Source organism: Pedobacter fastidiosus (assembly GCF_014306625.1).
Lineage (GTDB): Bacteria > Bacteroidota > Bacteroidia > Sphingobacteriales > Sphingobacteriaceae > Pedobacter > Pedobacter fastidiosus.
Genome location: NZ_JACRYL010000001.1, coordinates 236,778 through 254,261, shown reverse-complemented (window position 1 = coordinate 254,261; position 17,484 = coordinate 236,778). Strand labels below are relative to the sequence as shown.

Annotated in this window: 15 protein-coding genes and 1 riboswitch; of the genes, 3 read left to right on the top strand and 12 right to left on the bottom strand. The window is 36.5% G+C overall.

The annotated features are described in order from the left end of the window. Nucleotides 1-39: 39 nt before the first annotated feature. From H7U22_RS01125 to murQ, 9 genes are all read right to left on the bottom strand, one after another. Nucleotides 40-594: a hypothetical protein gene (locus H7U22_RS01125; protein WP_187069497.1), complete on the bottom strand. Its 555-nt coding sequence runs from the start codon at nucleotides 592-594 to the stop codon at nucleotides 40-42. Nucleotides 595-692: 98 nt separating this feature from the next. Further along, nucleotides 693-1,112: a tail fiber domain-containing protein gene (locus tag H7U22_RS01120; RefSeq protein WP_187069496.1), complete on the bottom strand. Its 420-nt coding sequence runs from the start codon at nucleotides 1,110-1,112 to the stop codon at nucleotides 693-695. A gap of 81 nt (nucleotides 1,113-1,193) precedes the next feature. Continuing rightward, complete coding sequence (locus tag H7U22_RS01115; RefSeq protein ID WP_187069495.1) at nucleotides 1,194-1,493, bottom strand: hypothetical protein; 300 nt, start codon at nucleotides 1,491-1,493, stop codon at nucleotides 1,194-1,196. 142 nt (nucleotides 1,494-1,635) lie between these two features. Continuing rightward, nucleotides 1,636-3,324 (bottom strand): WG repeat-containing protein, encoded by a 1,689-nt coding sequence (locus tag H7U22_RS01110; RefSeq protein ID WP_262890342.1) that lies wholly within the window; start codon nucleotides 3,322-3,324, stop codon nucleotides 1,636-1,638. Nucleotides 3,325-3,357: 33 nt separating this feature from the next. Further along, nucleotides 3,358-4,311: a methylenetetrahydrofolate reductase gene (locus tag H7U22_RS01105; protein ID WP_187069493.1), complete on the bottom strand. Its 954-nt coding sequence runs from the start codon at nucleotides 4,309-4,311 to the stop codon at nucleotides 3,358-3,360. Nucleotides 4,312-4,392: 81 nt separating this feature from the next. Beyond that, nucleotides 4,393-8,100 carry a methionine synthase gene (gene metH / locus H7U22_RS01100; protein WP_187069492.1) on the bottom strand — a complete coding sequence of 1,236 codons (3,708 nt, stop codon included), beginning with the start codon at nucleotides 8,098-8,100 and terminating at the stop codon, nucleotides 4,393-4,395. 173 nt (nucleotides 8,101-8,273) lie between these two features. Continuing rightward, nucleotides 8,274-8,377, bottom strand: a riboswitch (SAM riboswitch). A gap of 115 nt (nucleotides 8,378-8,492) precedes the next feature. Further along, complete coding sequence (locus H7U22_RS01095; RefSeq protein ID WP_187069491.1) at nucleotides 8,493-9,248, bottom strand: Bax inhibitor-1/YccA family protein; 756 nt, start codon at nucleotides 9,246-9,248, stop codon at nucleotides 8,493-8,495. Nucleotides 9,249-9,286: 38 nt separating this feature from the next. Continuing rightward, on the bottom strand, nucleotides 9,287-9,853 hold the full coding sequence (locus H7U22_RS01090) for a hypothetical protein (RefSeq protein ID WP_187069490.1): 567 nt from the start codon (nucleotides 9,851-9,853) through the stop codon (nucleotides 9,287-9,289). Between the two features lie 114 nt (nucleotides 9,854-9,967). Further along, the gene (gene murQ, locus H7U22_RS01085) at nucleotides 9,968-10,783 is read right to left on the bottom strand and encodes an N-acetylmuramic acid 6-phosphate etherase (protein ID WP_187069489.1); all 816 of its coding nucleotides are present in this window, start codon (nucleotides 10,781-10,783) and stop codon (nucleotides 9,968-9,970) included. Nucleotides 10,784-10,972: 189 nt separating this feature from the next. On the opposite strand from murQ, the gene H7U22_RS01080 reads away from it, so the two are divergent. From H7U22_RS01080 to blaB1PEDO, 3 genes are all read left to right on the top strand, one after another. After that, nucleotides 10,973-12,580, top strand: a complete 1,608-nt coding sequence (locus tag H7U22_RS01080; RefSeq protein WP_187069488.1) for a S41 family peptidase — start codon at nucleotides 10,973-10,975, stop codon at nucleotides 12,578-12,580. 422 nt (nucleotides 12,581-13,002) lie between these two features. Further along, entirely contained in the window at nucleotides 13,003-13,509 is a 507-nt protein-coding gene (locus H7U22_RS01075) for a GNAT family N-acetyltransferase (protein ID WP_187069487.1), read from the top strand. Between the two features lie 10 nt (nucleotides 13,510-13,519). Next, on the top strand, nucleotides 13,520-14,233 hold the full coding sequence (gene blaB1PEDO / locus H7U22_RS01070; protein WP_187069486.1) for a PEDO-3 family subclass B1 metallo-beta-lactamase: 714 nt from the start codon (nucleotides 13,520-13,522) through the stop codon (nucleotides 14,231-14,233). Between the two features lie 4 nt (nucleotides 14,234-14,237). Here blaB1PEDO and H7U22_RS01065 read toward each other — a convergent pair whose 3' ends face one another. From H7U22_RS01065 to era, 3 genes are all read right to left on the bottom strand, one after another. Next, a complete protein-coding gene (locus H7U22_RS01065; RefSeq protein ID WP_222621773.1) occupies nucleotides 14,238-14,747 on the bottom strand; it encodes a GNAT family N-acetyltransferase in 510 nt (169 codons plus the stop codon). 299 nt (nucleotides 14,748-15,046) lie between these two features. Further along, nucleotides 15,047-16,348, bottom strand: a complete 1,302-nt coding sequence (der, locus tag H7U22_RS01060; RefSeq protein ID WP_187069485.1) for a ribosome biogenesis GTPase Der — start codon at nucleotides 16,346-16,348, stop codon at nucleotides 15,047-15,049. A gap of 131 nt (nucleotides 16,349-16,479) precedes the next feature. Then, entirely contained in the window at nucleotides 16,480-17,376 is an 897-nt protein-coding gene (gene era / locus H7U22_RS01055) for a GTPase Era (protein WP_187069484.1), read from the bottom strand. Nucleotides 17,377-17,484 lie beyond the last annotated feature (108 nt).

Below are 17,484 nucleotides of genomic sequence, written 5' to 3'. Positions count from 1 at the left end.
TTAGATAACAATAGGGAATCACAATCAATTATTATTTAATTATTTCCATTTATCCAGCTTCTCCCAGTACTCCTTAACATAAGTTTTTAAGTTTTCTGGAAGCGATGTATAATTCGAACTGAACGTATTTTTCTTATCGGGTGTTTCGCTAATGGTATAACTTTCACCTTTATACATCAATAAAAGATTTACAGCGAGTTGCGTTTTCATCGATGCATCATGAAAGCTATATATAAACAGTGCGTCAACTTGCTTATCCTTATCCGCATCAGCAAATGTCTTTCTTGCTCCCCAAATGCTGATAACCCCTTTGTAAGTAATGGTTTTTTGTTGTGTTAACTTCCATATATCATTAATCTTGGTGAATTTTTCGGCATATAAAGTATCCGGATTACTTCCAGATTTTACTTTAGAGAAAACGAAGATATTCTTTGATGACGCATCATCTATCCGATCCACCATCATCGCTCGTGTTCCCTTAAACTTAAATGGTGCATCTTTTAAATCTTCAACACTCATAGAGATAGAAGTAATTTGGGCATGAAGATAATTTAGGGATAGGGAAAGGATGATGATTAGAAAGGTTTTTCTCATATAATGATTTTATTTATTTTTTGAATCTACGCTAAATATTGTCAAATAAAAAAAGGTTGAGATTTTCATCCCAACCTCCAAACTAAAAACTAAAAAAATTATTTTGCATTTTGAGCCTTTAGGCTATCGATTTCTCTTTTAAGTTCTTCGATTTGCTGTTGCTGTTCTTTAATGCTTCCCACCAGCAAGGGAATTAAACTTTCGCTATCAACTTTGGTAATGTTGGCAGAATTAAAAGCATTTTTAGCTGCTGGATAGTGTTTCGCCTGCACAGTCACCACAGATGGAACTGCAGCTTTAGCATCTACACCTACAAATCCATACTGTGAAGTTGATGGAAGTTTAAGTTTTTCAGCCCAAGCTTTATCGTAATTAAAGGTTACTGGTTGAAGTCTTGAAACCATTTCCAAAGCTTTTTCAACTGGTTTTACATTTGTCTGCGCAACTTCTTGGGCCCTAATTTTAAGAGATGCGGATATTAAAAATACCGCAAAAGATAATGAAATTGCTCGTTTCATATTATAATTTAATTTGAAATTAATGATATACTAAATTGCTTTCCACTGCCGAATACAGGGAATTAATTGAAAAAAACCTTATTAAACTAAAGGAGGAGGTGTTAAAACCTCTGGGAAATAATTTAATTTATTAAAGTGAATAGGGCTAATCACTTTTTTACTGTTTTGTATAGCATAAGAATTATCATCAAAAAGGAAGATACTTTCAACCAAATATTCTGTTTCGATTTTCTTTTCTTCTTTTTCAGTTGCATCGTTAGCAGCAACATTTTCAATATCTACTGATGAATTACCAAAATACCATACCACATTGCTAACCTTTAAGAATAGGGTGAGCGCAATAGCAACAATAATGAGATATCTTGGGCTTTTAAAATTCATTACCTACAAATATAAGTTGTAAAATCTGTTTAACGACCAATTAAGGTTAAAGTTCTGTCAGAATTCCGTAGGCATTATGCTTTAAAAGCTCCCATAAAAAAAGAAGAATTATAAATTTTAATTCCTCTTTTCCATTATTTACTTAATAATCTGATACTGTTGTATCAACCGCAGTTGTATCCGTTACGATAGTTGAAGAATCGGTAAGTGTTGTATCAGAGCTGTAATCTCGTTCAATCGTTTTTGTGAGTTGCGTTTCAATTTTACTCAAATAGGCTGTTAAATCAAATCCATTTTTTAACAAGTAGATATATGGATGCGAAGTATCTTTAGATGTTATAATTATAATATTTTTGCTGGATTTATAAACAGCTGTATATTCACTATCCACATATCCTTTTTTAACAAGAACGTAAGCCGATAATTTCTTTTCAAACTCTTTTTTCAATAACTCAGCCTTTCCATAAGCTCTGTTAATCAAATTAAATTGATACAAAAAACCATCTGGACGATCCGTAGTGATGTATTCTGTATATGTATTGTAGTCAATAGCTTTTAATTTTCCAACTACAGAAAAATTATAAGTTGAATTCTGATCTATTTTTTTTTCCGAGAACAGCTCGTGAAAATAATTACTGTAATTAAAATCACCAATTTTTTTATTCATTTTTTTTACTATTGAAACAAATGAATCATTTAGTGAAAGTTTTTCTGGATCAGTTACGTTAATTACCTTAAGAATATTTTGAACATCGACATATTCTGATAAAATTGAAGAATAGTTAGTATTATTAAATAGAAATGCAAAAAAATCATCGGATATACTATCAAATTGTGGATTAACTACAAATTTTCCATTTTTATCAATTAACCCAAATTTATCACCACTTTTAACAACTGATAGCCCATTGAAAAACGAAGATGCCATATCGAATTGAGGATTAACTATAAATTTTCCCTCAACATCAATATATCCCCATTTTTCTGAGCCTTTTACAGCAGTTAATTTTTCCTCACCAAAAAGTCGAATATCATCAAATTGTGGGTTTATTAAATATTTCCCATTAAAATCTGTCCATCCGAATTTTTTATCGGAGATTACCAACAATTTATCTCCATCGCTTATGGCAAAATCAAATTGAGGATTAGTTAAATATTTGCCATTTTCATCTATTACGCCATATTTATCTCCAGTTTTAACAACAGCTTTCTTTCCTAAAAACACTTGTGCCTCATCAAATTGACAATTAATTACGATCTGACCTGCATTATTTATGTATCCCCATTTACCAAGTGTATTCTTAACGGCACAAAATCCATTGGAGAATTTAGAAACTTCAGAAAATTGAATGTGGATGATTTCTTTACCTGTTTTATCTATGAAGCCCCACTTTGTTTCTGATGAATCCTTTTGAGAAAATGCAGCCATACCCTCAGAAAAGTTATGAACCTCTTCTGCCTGTGGTAGGGTAAATTTAGTAGTTCCCTTGGCATCAATAGCCATCGGTGCAGAATTCTCAGTAGTAACCCATGCAATGCCTTCTTGAAAAACAGTTGCCTGAGTAAATATTGGATTGATCGTAAAATGGCCACTTTCAGCAATAAACCCCCATTTTCCGTTAACACCAAATGTTTTAACCAATGCTAATCCATCCCGAAATGCAGATGCTATAGCAAACTGTGGATTGATAATGATCTTTCCTTTCAAATCAAAATAGCCAAATTTATCCTTTTGAGAAAATGGGACTAAATTTATTTCGCGGGATTTTTTAAAGAAATTGCAACTAAGGCTTAAGATGACAAAAAATAATAGATAATTTTTAAATTTCATGTTGAGAGTCTAATTTAGACCTCAAATATATTATTAAAATATCGCCTTTGCAATTTCCTTAGTTTGGCCCGGTCTGCCCATTGTATAAAAGTGCAATACTGGCGCACCAAACTCCATCAGCTCTTTACATTGTTTAATCATGGCTTCTGTTCCAATTTCTTTAGCTTCTGCATTACTTTTTGCATGAGCTAATGCATCGGTTAATTCATCTGGCAAATCAATATGGAAAATTTTAGGGAGAACGTTTAACTGCGTAAGCGTACTAATCGGTTTTAAACCTGGTATAATAGGGACGTTAATGTCATTTTCTCTGCATTTTTTAACAAAGTCGAAATATTTTTGATTGTCGAAAAACATTTGAGTTACAATAAACTCAGCGCCCATATCTACTTTTTGCTTCAAAAACTTGAAGTCTGCATTTAAGTTGGGTGCTTCGAAATGTTTTTCAGGATATCCGGCAACGCCGATACAAAAATCGCTTTTAAAGGTTTCTATATCCTCGTGCAAAAATTTCCCATCATTATGGTTTTTAATATGCTGAATTAAATCCGTTGCATAGCAATGGCCACCCTTTGTCGGAATAAACGAATGATCGGCAGCACGGGCATCGCCACGTAAAGCCAAAACATTATCAATGCCCAAAAACTGCAAATCTATTAATGCATTTTCGGTTTCTTCTTTGGTAAAACCACCACAAATTAAATGTGGAACCGCATCTATTTTATATTTATGAATTATGGCTGCACAAATGGCTATTGTACCTGGGCGTTTGCGGTAAGAAACTTTTTGCAAGAGGCCGTTTTCCTGTTCTTTATAAATGTAATCTTCCCTTAAAGATGTCACATCAATAAAAGGAGGATTAAACTCCAATAAAGGATCAATTGCATCGTAAATCCATTGAATGCTTTGGCCCTTTATTGGTGGCAAAAGTTCAAAAGAGAATAAGGTTTTACCCTTTGCGTTTTTTATATGGTCTGTAATCTTCATAACCCCAAACCCCTAAAGGGGCTTCTAAATTTCTTTTATATGTAGTTTAATTTTTATGCCCTCCCCTTTGGGGTCGGGGGATTAATACGCCAAATTCGGGCTCAGCCATCTTTCTGCTTCCTCTACAGACATGCCTTTTCTAGTTGCGTAATCATCAATCTGATCTTTGGTAATTTTTCCCAATCCGAAGTATCTCGATTCTGGATGTGCGAAATAAAAACCACTAACCGCAGCCGTTGGATACATGGCGTAACTTTCTGTTAAGCGTAAGCCGATCTCTTTTTCAGCATCAAGCAACTGGAATAAAGTTCCCTTTTCGGTGTGTTCGGGGCAAGCGGGGTAACCAGGCGCTGGACGAATACCTGCATATTCTTCCTTAATCAATTCAGAATTGCTTAAGTTTTCATCTTTTGCATAACCCCAATATTCCTTACGCACTCTCTCATGCATCCGTTCTGCAAAAGCTTCTGCTAACCTGTCGGCTAATGCTTTTGCCATAATGCTATTGTAGTCATCATAATTGGCTTCAAACTCGGCAACTAACTCATCAACCCCAATCCCTGTTGTAACGGCGAAACCACCAAAATAATCTTGGATGCCACTTTCTTTCGGAGCAATGAAATCAGATAGTGCATAGTAAGGTTGTCCATCTACTTTTTCTGCCTGCTGGCGGAGGGTGTGAATGGTAACCGAAGATGGAAGATGTGAGATGGATGATGGGTTTTCCATTCCATTTTCCATTTTACCTCTTACATCTAAAACAATATCATCTCCAACTGAATTTGCTGGCCAAAAACCAATTACACCTCTTGCGGTTAACAATTTTTCATCCAAAATCCGCTTTAATAATACTTGCGCATCATCAAACAGTTTTTTCGCTTCATCGCCAACATTTTTATCATCAAATATTTTTGGATAACTGCCACGAAGTTCCCAAGTATGGAAAAATGGTGTCCAATCGATATAAGGAACCAATTCTTCTAACGGATAATTATCGAAAACCCTAGTTCCGGTAAATTCTGGAACAGGAAGATTCTCTTTAAAATCGATCTTAAACTTATTTTCTCGAGCCTCTTCGATTGTTTTAAATCGTTTATCAGAACGCTTATTTAAATGTGCTTCTCTAGCTTTATCGTATTCGGCTCTAATTCCCGCAACGTAGTCGTCTTTAGTTTCAGGATTCATCAAGGTACTGCAAACCGTTACACTTCTCGAAGCATCCAAAACATGAATTGCAGGACCAGAATAGTTTGGTGCAACCTTAACGGCAGCATGAATCCTAGAAGTTGTAGCCCCGCCAATAATCAACGGAATGGTAAAACCTTCACGTTCCATTTCTTTGGCAAAATGAACCATTTCATCCAACGATGGCGTGATCAAGCCACTTAAACCAATAATATCGGCATTAATTTCTTTGGCTTTTTTAATGATTTCCTGTGCAGGAACCATCACGCCCATATCTACAATTTCGAAGTTATTACAAGCCAATACCACACCCACAATATTTTTTCCAATATCATGAACATCGCCTTTTACGGTGGCCATTAAAACTCGTCCTGCTGATGAACTTTGATTTTGATCGGGATTATCTAATTTTTCCTGCTCGATAAATGGCAACAAATAAGCAACTGCCTTTTTCATTACCCTTGCAGATTTTACCACTTGAGGCAAGAACATTTTTCCTGCTCCAAATAAATCTCCAACAATGTTCATCCCATCCATCAATGGGCCTTCGATAACCTGAATTGGGCGAGCATATTTTTGACGAGCTTCTTCTACATCATCATCCAAATACTCTACTATTCCTTTTACCAAAGAATGCGATAATCTTTCTTCAACAGAGTTCTTACGCCACTCCTCATCGCGAACAATTTCTTTTCCTTTACTTTTAATCGTGTCGGCATATTCTACTAAACGCTCAGTAGCATCATCTCTGCGATTAAGCAAAACATCTTCTACCCGCTCTAAAAGTTCTGGTGGAATTTCTTGATAAACCTCAAGCATGCCAGCGTTTACAATTCCCATATCTAAACCTGCCTGAATAGCATGGTATAAAAATGCAGAGTGCATCGCTTCGCGAACGGTATTATTACCTCTAAAAGAGAATGAGATATTAGAAACCCCTCCACTTACTTTAGCATAAGGCAGGTTTTCTTTAATCCACCTTGTGGCATTTATAAAATCGACAGCATAATTATTGTGCTCTTCTAACCCAGTTGCAACGGTTAAAATATTTGGATCGAAAATAATATCCTCCGCTGGGAAACCAATTTCGTGAACCAAAATATCGTAACTTCTCTTGCAGATTTCTTTTCTCCGCTCGTAGTTGTCTGCCTGACCTTTTTCATCAAAAGCCATTACCACAACAGCGGCGCCATACTGCATAATTTTGCGGGCACTCTCCCGGAATTTATCTTCTCCTTCTTTTAAAGATATGGAGTTAACGATTCCCTTTCCCTGCAAACATTTCAAACCATTTTCAATAACCGACCACTTAGATGAATCGACCATGATTGGCAGTTTTGCAATATCCGGTTCAGAAGCAATTAGGTTTAAGAATTTAGTCATGGCGGCTTCCGAATCCAGCATCCCTTCATCCATATTCACATCAATTACCTGCGCACCACCTTCTACTTGTTGCAAGGCAACGGCAAGCGCAGCTTCGTAATCGCCACCTAAAATTAATTTGGAAAATTTTGGTGATCCTGTGATATTGGTTCTTTCGCCAATGTTTACGAAGATACTTTCTGGTGTAATGGTAACTGGTTCTAATCCACTCAAGCGCATAAATGGCTCAATTTTAGGGATTTTTCTTGGCGATGCCTTTCTCGCATTTTTAGCAATACAACCAATATGCTCTGGCGTAGTGCCGCAACAGCCACCCACAATATTTACAAAACCAGAGGCGATAAAATCATCAACCAAATGTGCAGTTTCATGTGGTTGTTCATCGTAAGCACCAAACTCGTTTGGCAAGCCTGCATTTGGATAAGCAGAAACATAGCATCCTGCTTTCGCCGCCAGTTCCTCAATGTGCGGACGCATTTCTTTTGCACCCAAAGCACAGTTAAAACCAATACTTAAAGGCTTGGCATGCATCACCGAATTTAAAAATGCCTCAGCAGTTTGTCCGGAAAGTGTTCTGCCAGAAGCATCGGTTATGGTACCAGAAATCATAATTTCCAGTTTTCTACCGATAATTTCCTCGTATTTCTTAATGGCAACAATAGCCACTTTAGCGTTTAAAGTATCAAAAATAGTTTCGATTAAAAGCACATCAGAACCACCATCAACCAAACCACGAACTTGCTCGTAATAAGCAGCTTCCAATTCATCAAAATAAACGGCTCTGTAACCAGGATCGTTCACATTAGGCGACATGGAAAGTGTGCGGTTTGTGGGACCAACAGCGCCAGCCACAAAACATTTACGATCTGGATTGGCTGCCATAAATTCATTTACAGCTTCTTTTGCGACACGAGCACCTTCGAAACTCATCTCGTAAGAAAGGTCTTCCATCTGATAATCAGCCATGGAAATGCGCTGTGTGCTGAAGGTATTGGTTTCAATAATATCTGCACCAGCCTGCAAATATTCTAAATGAATGGCCTTAATAATATCCGGACGAGTAATGTTCAAAAGGTCGTTATTTCCTTTTACATCACAAGGATGATTTGCAAAACGTTCCCCTCTAAAATCTTCTTCAGATAATGTATAACGCTGAATCATGGTACCCATCGCACCATCGATTACTAAAATACGTTTTTCTAATTCTTCTCTAATGCTCATTTGTTTGTAGTAGCAAGTAGCGAGTATTAAGTATCAAGATTTTCTTGAATTATTAATACAGGCATTCGGATTATAGAAACCAAGGCAAGCTTATCATGCTTGATATTTGATACCTAATACCCGATACTTAAAAAAAGGCTTATCTTAAAAGTTGGCAATTGATTACCTCCCTAAACTTATCTTCTCTCGCCACTGCTGAGATTAGAATTTAGCACCTTGTTGGCACAGGTTGCTAAGACATCTTTGGGTCTAATCCCTCCGTCTTTCTTAATAAGCATACAAAAATGCAACAAAGCAACATCAATTCCAAAAATTATCGCTTTGCTGCCAAATAAAATTACAAAGGCCATGCAAATCTGCACAGCCTTAAGAATATTGTTCTGTTTATCGAATTACTTTCTATTTCCGAAAATTCGCAGTAAGAAGATAAATATGTTCAAGAAATCCAGATAAAGCGACAGCGCAGCAATTATGGAAGTTTTCTTGGCATCTATAGACAATACCTGATCTCCGCTTGCCTCAATCCCTTCTCCAATTCTTTTAATCTTTTGAACATCATAAGCTGTTAAAGCCGTAAATACCGCAACACCGGCGTAAGCCAAAAGCAAATTAAAACTTTCACTTCGGATAAAGAAATTAATCAATGTAGCAATGATGATCCCAGCAATACCTACCATTAAAATAGTTCGAAATTTACTTAAATCAACATTTGTGGTATAACCCATAAAAGCCATAATGCCAAATATCCCGGTAGCACCAGCAAAACAGCTAACTACAGAATTAGAGGTGTATGCCCACAATATAAAGCTTAAACTTACGCCTGTTAATGCTGCATAAAGTACAAATAGCGATACTAAAGCAACGTATGACAGTCTACTTAATCCAAAACTAATTGTCATAACCAAACCAAGTGGGGCAAACATAGCAATGTAACCAAAAATGGTAGTGCTCATTTTCCCAGTTTGTGGGTTTACCACTCTTAAATATTGCATCAACTCCAGATTGGTGCCAAATAAGTACGCTGCTATTGTTGATAATCCCAGAGCCACAAACATCCACGTAAAAACGCTTGCAAAGAATTTTTTAGAAACCGATCCCTCCTGTACAAAAACACTATTCTTTTGATATTGAAAATTTTGTTGTTCCATTTTAATTTTGTGTATTTAAATTATATAAAAATAAAGCTTTAATTCAATCTTTTTGTCAGTTGCTCTTCAACTTTTTTAAAGAATTGTAAAGGTTTCAATGTGCGCCAAGGCATCTCATCAAAAGCGCCGCCAAAGTTTATAAAGTAATCGATGTTGTTATCTTTAAACTCATTAATTACATGGTCGCTAAAGTTTATGCCAGCAATCCAGCCATCTTCAACTTCCTGAAACCATTCCTCATAGTAACTGTCATCTGACGCATGGAAGTTTAAAACATTTTCGCCAATTAGGATAAATTTATTAATGCCTTCATCCATCATTAGCTCGAGAATATCTCGCTTTAACAACATAATATCGTTGTTTATGGCGTCATTCCATTCCCCAATAAACTCTATTATGGCATAACTTCGGTCGTAATCTGCAAACAGCACTTTCATATAAAGTGTGTTCGATCCAAATTCGTCCCATTGCGGGTGCAGTAAAAAGTTATAAATCTGTTTATCGAAATAAAGTTCAGAATATTCGGTATTGTAAAATGGCGAACGCTCATCTTCCGCCGAAATATATTCATCTCTCCACTGATAATAAGGCTCTATTTCGTGCATTTTTAATAATTATTGAATGAATGAATCATGATTAAAATGAATGGTCATCTTAATTGGCCAATACAAATAATTCAATCTTACATTCACTCTCTCATTCTATAATTCAATTATTTCCTAATGAGGTTGTTTTTGCCCTGCAGCAACAGCTTTGCGAACGCTTCCGTATTGTGTTAACAAATCGGCGGCCTCAGTGTATTGAATTTTCAATTCATTGGCTACCATTTGCACACCACGATCGACCAGTTTATGGTTAGTTAACTGCATATCGACCATTTTATTGCCAACAACTCTCCCCAATTGAACCATTACTGTGGTACTCAACATATTTAAAACGAGCTTTTGAGCGGTTCCAGATTTCATTCGTGTAGAACCTGTAATAAATTCAGGACCCACAACAACTTCTACCGGAAAATCAGACTCTGCAGCAATCGGCCCACCAGTATTACAAACAATACAACCAGTTAAAACGCCCATTTTGCGAGCCGTATTTAAACCACCGATTACATAAGGCGTTGTACCAGATGCGGCCAAACCTACTAAGCAATCTTTCTCGTTAATGTTAAATTCCTGCAAATCTTTCCAAGCCTGTTCAGCATCATCTTCAGCAAACTCTACCGCCTTTCTAATGGCCGTATCGCCACCAGCAATTATCCCCACAACCCAATCGAAAGGAACGCCATAAGTTGGCGGACATTCGGAAGCATCTACAACACCTAATCGGCCACTTGTACCTGCTCCAATATAAAAAAGACGACCGCCTTTTTTCATTCTTTCGGCTACAGCCGTTGTTAATTTTTCTATCTGAGGCAAAGATTTTTCTACAGCAAAAGCAACAGTTTTATCTTCGTTATTAATGCCCTGCAGAACTTCCATCACCGACATTTCATCAATGTGGTTGTAGTTGGATTCATGCTCGGTTACTCTATCCATAAATTAAATTTTGATAAAATTCGGTAAATTCTTTCTAAAAACTGTCTTAAAAATTCAAAAATATGTGTTCAAACTCCAATCTTATAAATCGCCGAGTTAATTTATGTTAAAAATTATAAACAAAAGACAGTAAAATGGAGTTAAAAAATTAATCAACCCGCTAATTTTCATAAATTTGCAGCAACGCTGATGAAAAAAAACACCCGCAACAATCTACTTATATCTTTAAGCTATTCTGTGATCTTAATAGTTGGAATGTTTTTGGGCATAAAATTCATCAAAGATCAAGGTTATGGCGTTCAAAAAAACACAAAACTTGCTGATAACAATTCCGAAAAACTAGATGAAATTCTTCACATCATCAACAGGAATTACGTAGACGACATCAATACAGATTCTTTACAAAATTTGCCAATTGACAGCGTTCTCCATCAACTCGATCCGCATAGCGTTTATCTTCCGCCTTCTGACGCTCAAGATATGACCGATAACTTAGAAGGAAATTTTGAAGGTGTGGGCATAGAATATTATATGCTTAACGATACCATGATGGTTACCGGAGTGGTTAAAGATGGGCCAGCCTATCAGGCAGGAATTAAACTTGGCGATAAAATTTTAAGCATAGATTCTACTTTTGTAAGTGGCAGAAATTTACCTAAAGAACAACTTACCGGCCGATTTAAAGGCAAAGCTGGAAGTGGTGTTAGCGTACTTTTAACAAGAGCCGGAATGCCCCAACCGAGCAGGTTAATGGTTACTAGAGGCAAGGTAAATGTGAGCAGTATTGATGCTTCTTATATGATCAATAACGAAACGGGTTATGTTCGAATTAGCAAATTTGGTGCAAATACGGATGATGATTTTGCAACCGCAGCAACTAACCTTAAAGCTAAGGGAATGAAAAAACTCATTCTAGATTTACGCGATAATGGCGGCGGTTATTTTACCGCAGCCACCGGCTTAGCCGATCAGTTTTTGCCAGAAAATAAGTTAATTGTTTATACTCATGGCAAGCACGAACCCCGTACAGATTATTTTTCTACCGGAAATGGCTCTTTCCAACAGGGAAAACTGGCCATCCTAATTAATGAAAATACCGCTTCAGCAAGTGAAATTGTGGCAGGTGCGATTCAAGATTTAGGCAGAGGTATTATTGTTGGTCGCCGTTCTTTTGGCAAAGGCTTGGTGCAAGAACAATTTGCTTTTGGCGATGGTTCTGCCTTAAATTTAACCATAGCAAGATATTATACGCCATCTGGCAGGAGCATTCAAAAATCATATAAAAAAGGTTATGATGCTTACAAACACGAGCTTGATGAACGCATGACTGATGGTGAACTCACAGGTGATCGTACATCTTTTCAGGATACTGTAGAAAAAGCCGAAGGAGTTAATGTTCCGTCCGTAAAAAAAGGCAGAACAAGTGGAGGCATCCAGCCCGATGTTTTTGTAAAACTAGACACTACAGGTTACAATAAATTTTATGGCAATTTAGTCAGTAAAAAAATTCTTTCCGATTTTGTTTTCAATGTTTTAACCAGCAGATACAGTGCAAGTTTTGTAGAACAGAACATCAATATCTTCAACATTAACGACAACGATTTTAAAGATTTTATCGGTTTCATTCAACGTAAAAATGTGCAGATAGATCGGCTTCAGTTGTACAGTTCAAAAGCGGTTATTCAAAACGATTTGAAAGCCTTACTTTGCCGTTATTATTTAGGTGATGTTGGTTATTACAAAGCGGTTAACCAGAATGATAATGCTGTAAAACAGGCATTGGCTAATCTTCAATAGTCTTCAATTTCGGCCGGTTGGGACACCAAACGATAAATGTTTTATCTACACCTTGTTGGTTTTAAAAACCTACGACGTTTGCAAACAGTATTTCATTTGCCCTAATGTTTAAGAAATTAAGTTTTTGCAATGATTTTATTTAGCTAAACCCGATCAACGCGTTAATCCTTTTTGATTGCAAAGAAATTCATTGTTAACAGAAATTTCATCAAAAAGATTAAAGCAAAGAGCGGGACTACCGAAGCCGATAAGCACCGCTTTTGCTTTCCAAATACCTTGTCGATTTATCAATTAGCAAAGCTTTAATTGTTGGTTAGGCTTTTCTTCAACCCAATATTTGAGTTAACAAAAACTTAAATAAAATAACAGATATTTTAAAACTCAAAAAACTATCTTCGGTTATCTAATAAACCGTTCTCAAAATGATAGAAACCGAAAGACTCATATTAAAGCCTTTAACCCACGATCAACTTTTAAAATACATTAAAGATGATCATTCTTTAGAGCAGGAGTTTGGACTTTTACCAACTAAAAAAAACATCTCTCCCACGCTTCAACAAGCATTAGAGGAAACCATTTTGCCAAATGTATTCGATAAGGATAAAGATTATCTGTACAATACGCTTTGGACAATCATCTCCAAACCAGATAATAAAATAGTTGGCGATATCAGTTTTGTTGGCGAACCTGATCCAAATGGAGAAATCGAAATTGGATATGGAACTTATGAGGAGTTTCGTGGAAAGGGATTTATGACGGAAGCGGTTGGCAGGATAATTGAATGGGCTAAAGCGCAGCCGAAAGTTAAATCAATCTTCGCTTCTACCGCTAAAGACAATGTTGCTTCTTATTCTATACTAGAGAAAAACAATTTTGTACACGTTGGCGAAGTGGATGACATGATGGTCTGGAAAATTCTAATTAAATAAACTATTTACGATGCGTTACCTATTTTCAATTACCCTAAGCTTTATTTTTTCAGTTGCTCTAGGCCAAAACCCAAAAATCAAAATAAAACATCTAACGGGAAATTTATATTCTTACACTACTTATCATGATTATAAGGGAACAATTACTGATGCTAATTCAGTTTATCTGGTAACGAGTAAAGGTGTTGTGGTGGTTGATGCTCCTTGGGATTCGGCACAGTTTCAGCCTTTTTTAGATAGCATTGAAACCAAGCACCACAAGAAAGTTATTTTAGACATTGCAACACATTCGCATGAAGACCGAGCTGGCGGATTGGCCTTTTTTAAAGCTAAAGGAATTAAAACTTATACGAGCAAAAAAACTGATCAAATTTTAAAGACTGAAAAACTAGAGCGCCCACAATTTACGTTTTCAAATGACACAACTTTTGTTGTTGATGGTTACAAAATAAATACTTTTTTTGCTGGCGAGGGCCATACAAAAGATAATATCGTGATCTGGTTCGAGAAGGATAAAGTCTTATTTGGAGGTTGCCTAGTTAAAAGTACGGAGGCAAAAGATTTAGGTTATATCGTTGAGGCAAACCTAGCCCAATGGCCCACGGCCATAAAAAATTTGAAGCAAAAATATCCTGATGCTAAGATTGTTGTTACCGGTCATCAAGCTTGGGCAGGAAAGGAATCTTTAGATTATACGTTAAAGTTATTGAGCGAGAAGAAGTGATAGACTACACTACAATTTCAAAGAGGCTTAAACTGATGCCTTCGTAATGTTTGGGCAAACCTTCAGTTTCGTTCATGGTAACTACACCAACATAGTCGAAACCACAAGCAGTGTAATATTCTAAGAGCTTTTCGTTATCGGCCCAAGTATCCATTCGGATGTATTTAATGCTGTTTTCTGAGGCGTATTTTTTCGCCCATTTGATAATTTCCTTGACAAAAGAATATCCGCGAAAATTTGGATGGGTAACAATCCGATGGATATAAATGGAATCCTGATCGCGATCGCCCCAAATTAATTTGTCATCAAATGTAACTGCAAAAACGCAGGCGACAATACCATCAACCAAGATTTTATATTGCCTGTTTTCTGAAACTTCTTGTGAAACCAATTCCAAACTAAAGCCTTGCCAATGTTTGTTAAATACTTTCTTTTGATGTGCTACGGCGAAATCATAAAATTCAAAAATGGTATCGATGTCGTTGCTTTGGCTGTTTAATACTTGGATTTGCATGGATACGAAGGTAGAAAGGTTTTTGGAAATCTAAAACACTGTCCTTTACGCATGGGATTTCCCACCACACCGTCCTTTCGAACGAGCTTTTCGCGAGGAGAAACCTAAATTAACAACACAGTTCTCTCCTCTTCCGATGAAAAATCGGAACTCGATCGAGATGACGGGTTATTCTAGATGATGGCTTGGCTAAGAAAACAAAAAAGCAGGATTTGCAACTCATGCAAACCCTGCTTTATAATTATTTTAAAACCTAACCATCGCTTTAGACTTTGGTCTTTTAGCTTTAGTCTTATCTCTTACTTCTGTCTGAAATAAATCTGAATTGGAGAACCAGAAAAATCAAAGTTCTCTCTCAATTTATTCTCAATGAAACGTTTATACGGATCTTTGATGTACTGTGGCAAGTTGCAGAAAAATGCAAACATTGGCGAAGTGGCATTAATTTGAGTGATGTATTTAATTTTGATGTGCTTTCCTTTTAGTGCTGGCGGTGGGAATTTCTCGATCAACGGCAACATTACATCATTCAATTTCGATGTAGGAACTTTTTTGCTTCTGTTTTTATATACCTCTAAAGCCGTTTCAATTGCTTTAAAAATACGTTGCTTATTTAATACTGAAGTGAAGATAATCGGTACATCTGTAAAAGGACGAATCCGCTCGTGAATCTGCTCTTCGAAAGCTTTCATCGTTTGCGTATTTTTTTCGATCAAATCCCATTTGTTTACTAAGATTACAATCCCCTTTTTGTTCTTCTCGGCAAGGTGGAAAATATTAATATCCTGACTTTCGATTCCTTCCTGAGCATCAATCATTAAGATAACAACATCAGCTTCTTCTAAAGCTTTAATGGTACGCATTACCGAATAAAACTCAAGATTTTCTTTCACCTTGGTTTTCTTACGCAATCCAGCGGTATCAATCAGCATAAATTCATGACCAAACTGGTTGTAATGAATTTTAATTGAATCGCGGGTTGTACCAGCATTTGCCGTTACAATGTTACGTTCTTTACCAATTAAGGCATTTACCAAAGAAGATTTACCCACATTTGGGCGACCAGCAATGGTAATTTTAGGCAATTGATTTTCTTCTTCAGGAATATCTTCGAAATTTTTGATGATTTCATCCAACAATTCTCCTGTTCCAGAACCCGTCATTGAAGATAACGGAAAAACTTCACCTAAACCGAAACCATAAAAAGTGCTGATTTCGCTATGTAAAGCTGTATTATCTACTTTATTTGCCGTTACAAAAACGGGCTTGTTGCTTTTACGTAAAACCTGAGCAATATCATCATCCAAATCGGTGATGCCTGTAGTAACATCAACCATGAAGATTAAAACGCTAGCTTCTTCAATCGCAATCATTACCTGTTCGCGAATTGCAGCTTCGTAAACATCTTCCGAATTGGCTACATAACCACCAGTATCAATTACTGTAAATTGTTTATCGGTCCACTCGCCAACACCGTAATGTCTATCGCGGGTTACGCCACTTAAATCATCAACAATTGCTTTGCGACTTTCGGTTAATCTATTAAAAAGGGTGCTCTTGCCTACGTTCGGCCTGCCTACGATGGCTATAATGTTACTCATGATCTGTATTATTGATAGTTAATGGCTTATAGTTAATGGTCGGGATATTTACGCATTACGCTTAAATGATTTGGCTATCAACCATTGACTATCAACTACTAACCGATTTCTTTCGGGCTGCAAAGGTACGCTTAATTATCGTAACCGAAGCTCTTTAGGTAGTTCTTTTTGCTTCTCCAATCGGGAATCACCTTTACAAACATCTCTAAGAAGACTTTTTTATCTAAAAATTTCTCAATTTCCATCCGAGCTTCCGTACCGACTTTCTTCAGCATGTTGCCACCGGTACCAATTAGAATGTTTTTTTGAGAATCGCGTTCTACCACAATTTCTGCACTGATGCGAATCATCTCGCCTTTGCCATTTTTAAGTTGTTCTTCCTTGAAACTTTTAACGATAACTTCGGTGCTGTAAGGAATTTCTTTCTGATAATTTAGGAAGATTTTTTCGCGGATAATCTCCGAAACGAAGAAACGTTCAGAACGATCTGTATATTCTTCTTTATCGTAATATGCTGGGTGTTCTGGCAATAAATCTAGAACCAAATCCATAATTCCGTCGACATTGTGTTTATGTAACGCAGAAATTGCATGGATGGAAACCGGATTTAGCTTTTCTTGCCAGTAGGCAATCTTCTCATCAACCTGATCTTGAAGTGCTTTATCTATTTTATTAATCAGTACGATTGTTGGAATATCTCGGTTCAAAATTTTCTCCAAAACATCTTCTTCATCGTGCTCTTCATTGATGTCTGTTACGAACAAAAGTACATCTGCATCGGTTAAAGATCCGTTAACAAAGCTCATCATACTCTCTTGTAAGCTGTATTTTGGCTTGATTATACCTGGAGTATCAGAAAAAACAATCTGATAATCTTCCTCATTTACGATCCCTAAAATACGGTGTCTTGTGGTTTGAGCCTTAGGCGTAATGATGCTAAGTCGCTCGCCTACAAGCACATTCATGAGGGTCGATTTACCTACATTTGGTTTACCTATTATACTAACAAAACCTGCTTTATGCGCCATTAAAATATTTTTTAAAAAAAATTTGCAGTACAAAGAAACGAATTATATCTTTGCATTCCAATTCGGAAATAGAGTTAAGGATTTAATTCAAGTGAAAAAACGAGTTGT

Excerpts from the sequence above, each read along its gene's own strand:
- H7U22_RS01125 (WP_187069497.1), bottom strand. The coding sequence starts at position 594 with ATGAGAAAAACCTTTCTAATCATCATCCTTTCCCTATCCCTAAATTAT.
- H7U22_RS01120 (WP_187069496.1), bottom strand. The coding sequence starts at position 1,112 with ATGAAACGAGCAATTTCATTATCTTTTGCGGTATTTTTAATATCCGCA.
- H7U22_RS01115 (WP_187069495.1), bottom strand. The coding sequence starts at position 1,493 with ATGAATTTTAAAAGCCCAAGATATCTCATTATTGTTGCTATTGCGCTC.
- H7U22_RS01110 (WP_262890342.1), bottom strand. The coding sequence starts at position 3,324 with ATGAAATTTAAAAATTATCTATTATTTTTTGTCATCTTAAGCCTTAGT.
- H7U22_RS01105 (WP_187069493.1), bottom strand. The coding sequence starts at position 4,311 with ATGAAGATTACAGACCATATAAAAAACGCAAAGGGTAAAACCTTATTC.
- metH (WP_187069492.1), bottom strand. The coding sequence starts at position 8,100 with ATGAGCATTAGAGAAGAATTAGAAAAACGTATTTTAGTAATCGATGGT.
- H7U22_RS01095 (WP_187069491.1), bottom strand. The coding sequence starts at position 9,248 with ATGGAACAACAAAATTTTCAATATCAAAAGAATAGTGTTTTTGTACAG.
- H7U22_RS01090 (WP_187069490.1), bottom strand. The coding sequence starts at position 9,853 with ATGCACGAAATAGAGCCTTATTATCAGTGGAGAGATGAATATATTTCG.
- murQ (WP_187069489.1), bottom strand. The coding sequence starts at position 10,783 with ATGGATAGAGTAACCGAGCATGAATCCAACTACAACCACATTGATGAA.
- H7U22_RS01080 (WP_187069488.1), top strand. The coding sequence starts at position 10,973 with ATGAAAAAAAACACCCGCAACAATCTACTTATATCTTTAAGCTATTCT.
- H7U22_RS01075 (WP_187069487.1), top strand. The coding sequence starts at position 13,003 with ATGATAGAAACCGAAAGACTCATATTAAAGCCTTTAACCCACGATCAA.
- blaB1PEDO (WP_187069486.1), top strand. The coding sequence starts at position 13,520 with ATGCGTTACCTATTTTCAATTACCCTAAGCTTTATTTTTTCAGTTGCT.
- H7U22_RS01065 (WP_222621773.1), bottom strand. The coding sequence starts at position 14,747 with ATGCAAATCCAAGTATTAAACAGCCAAAGCAACGACATCGATACCATT.
- der (WP_187069485.1), bottom strand. The coding sequence starts at position 16,348 with ATGAGTAACATTATAGCCATCGTAGGCAGGCCGAACGTAGGCAAGAGC.
- era (WP_187069484.1), bottom strand. The coding sequence starts at position 17,376 with ATGGCGCATAAAGCAGGTTTTGTTAGTATAATAGGTAAACCAAATGTA.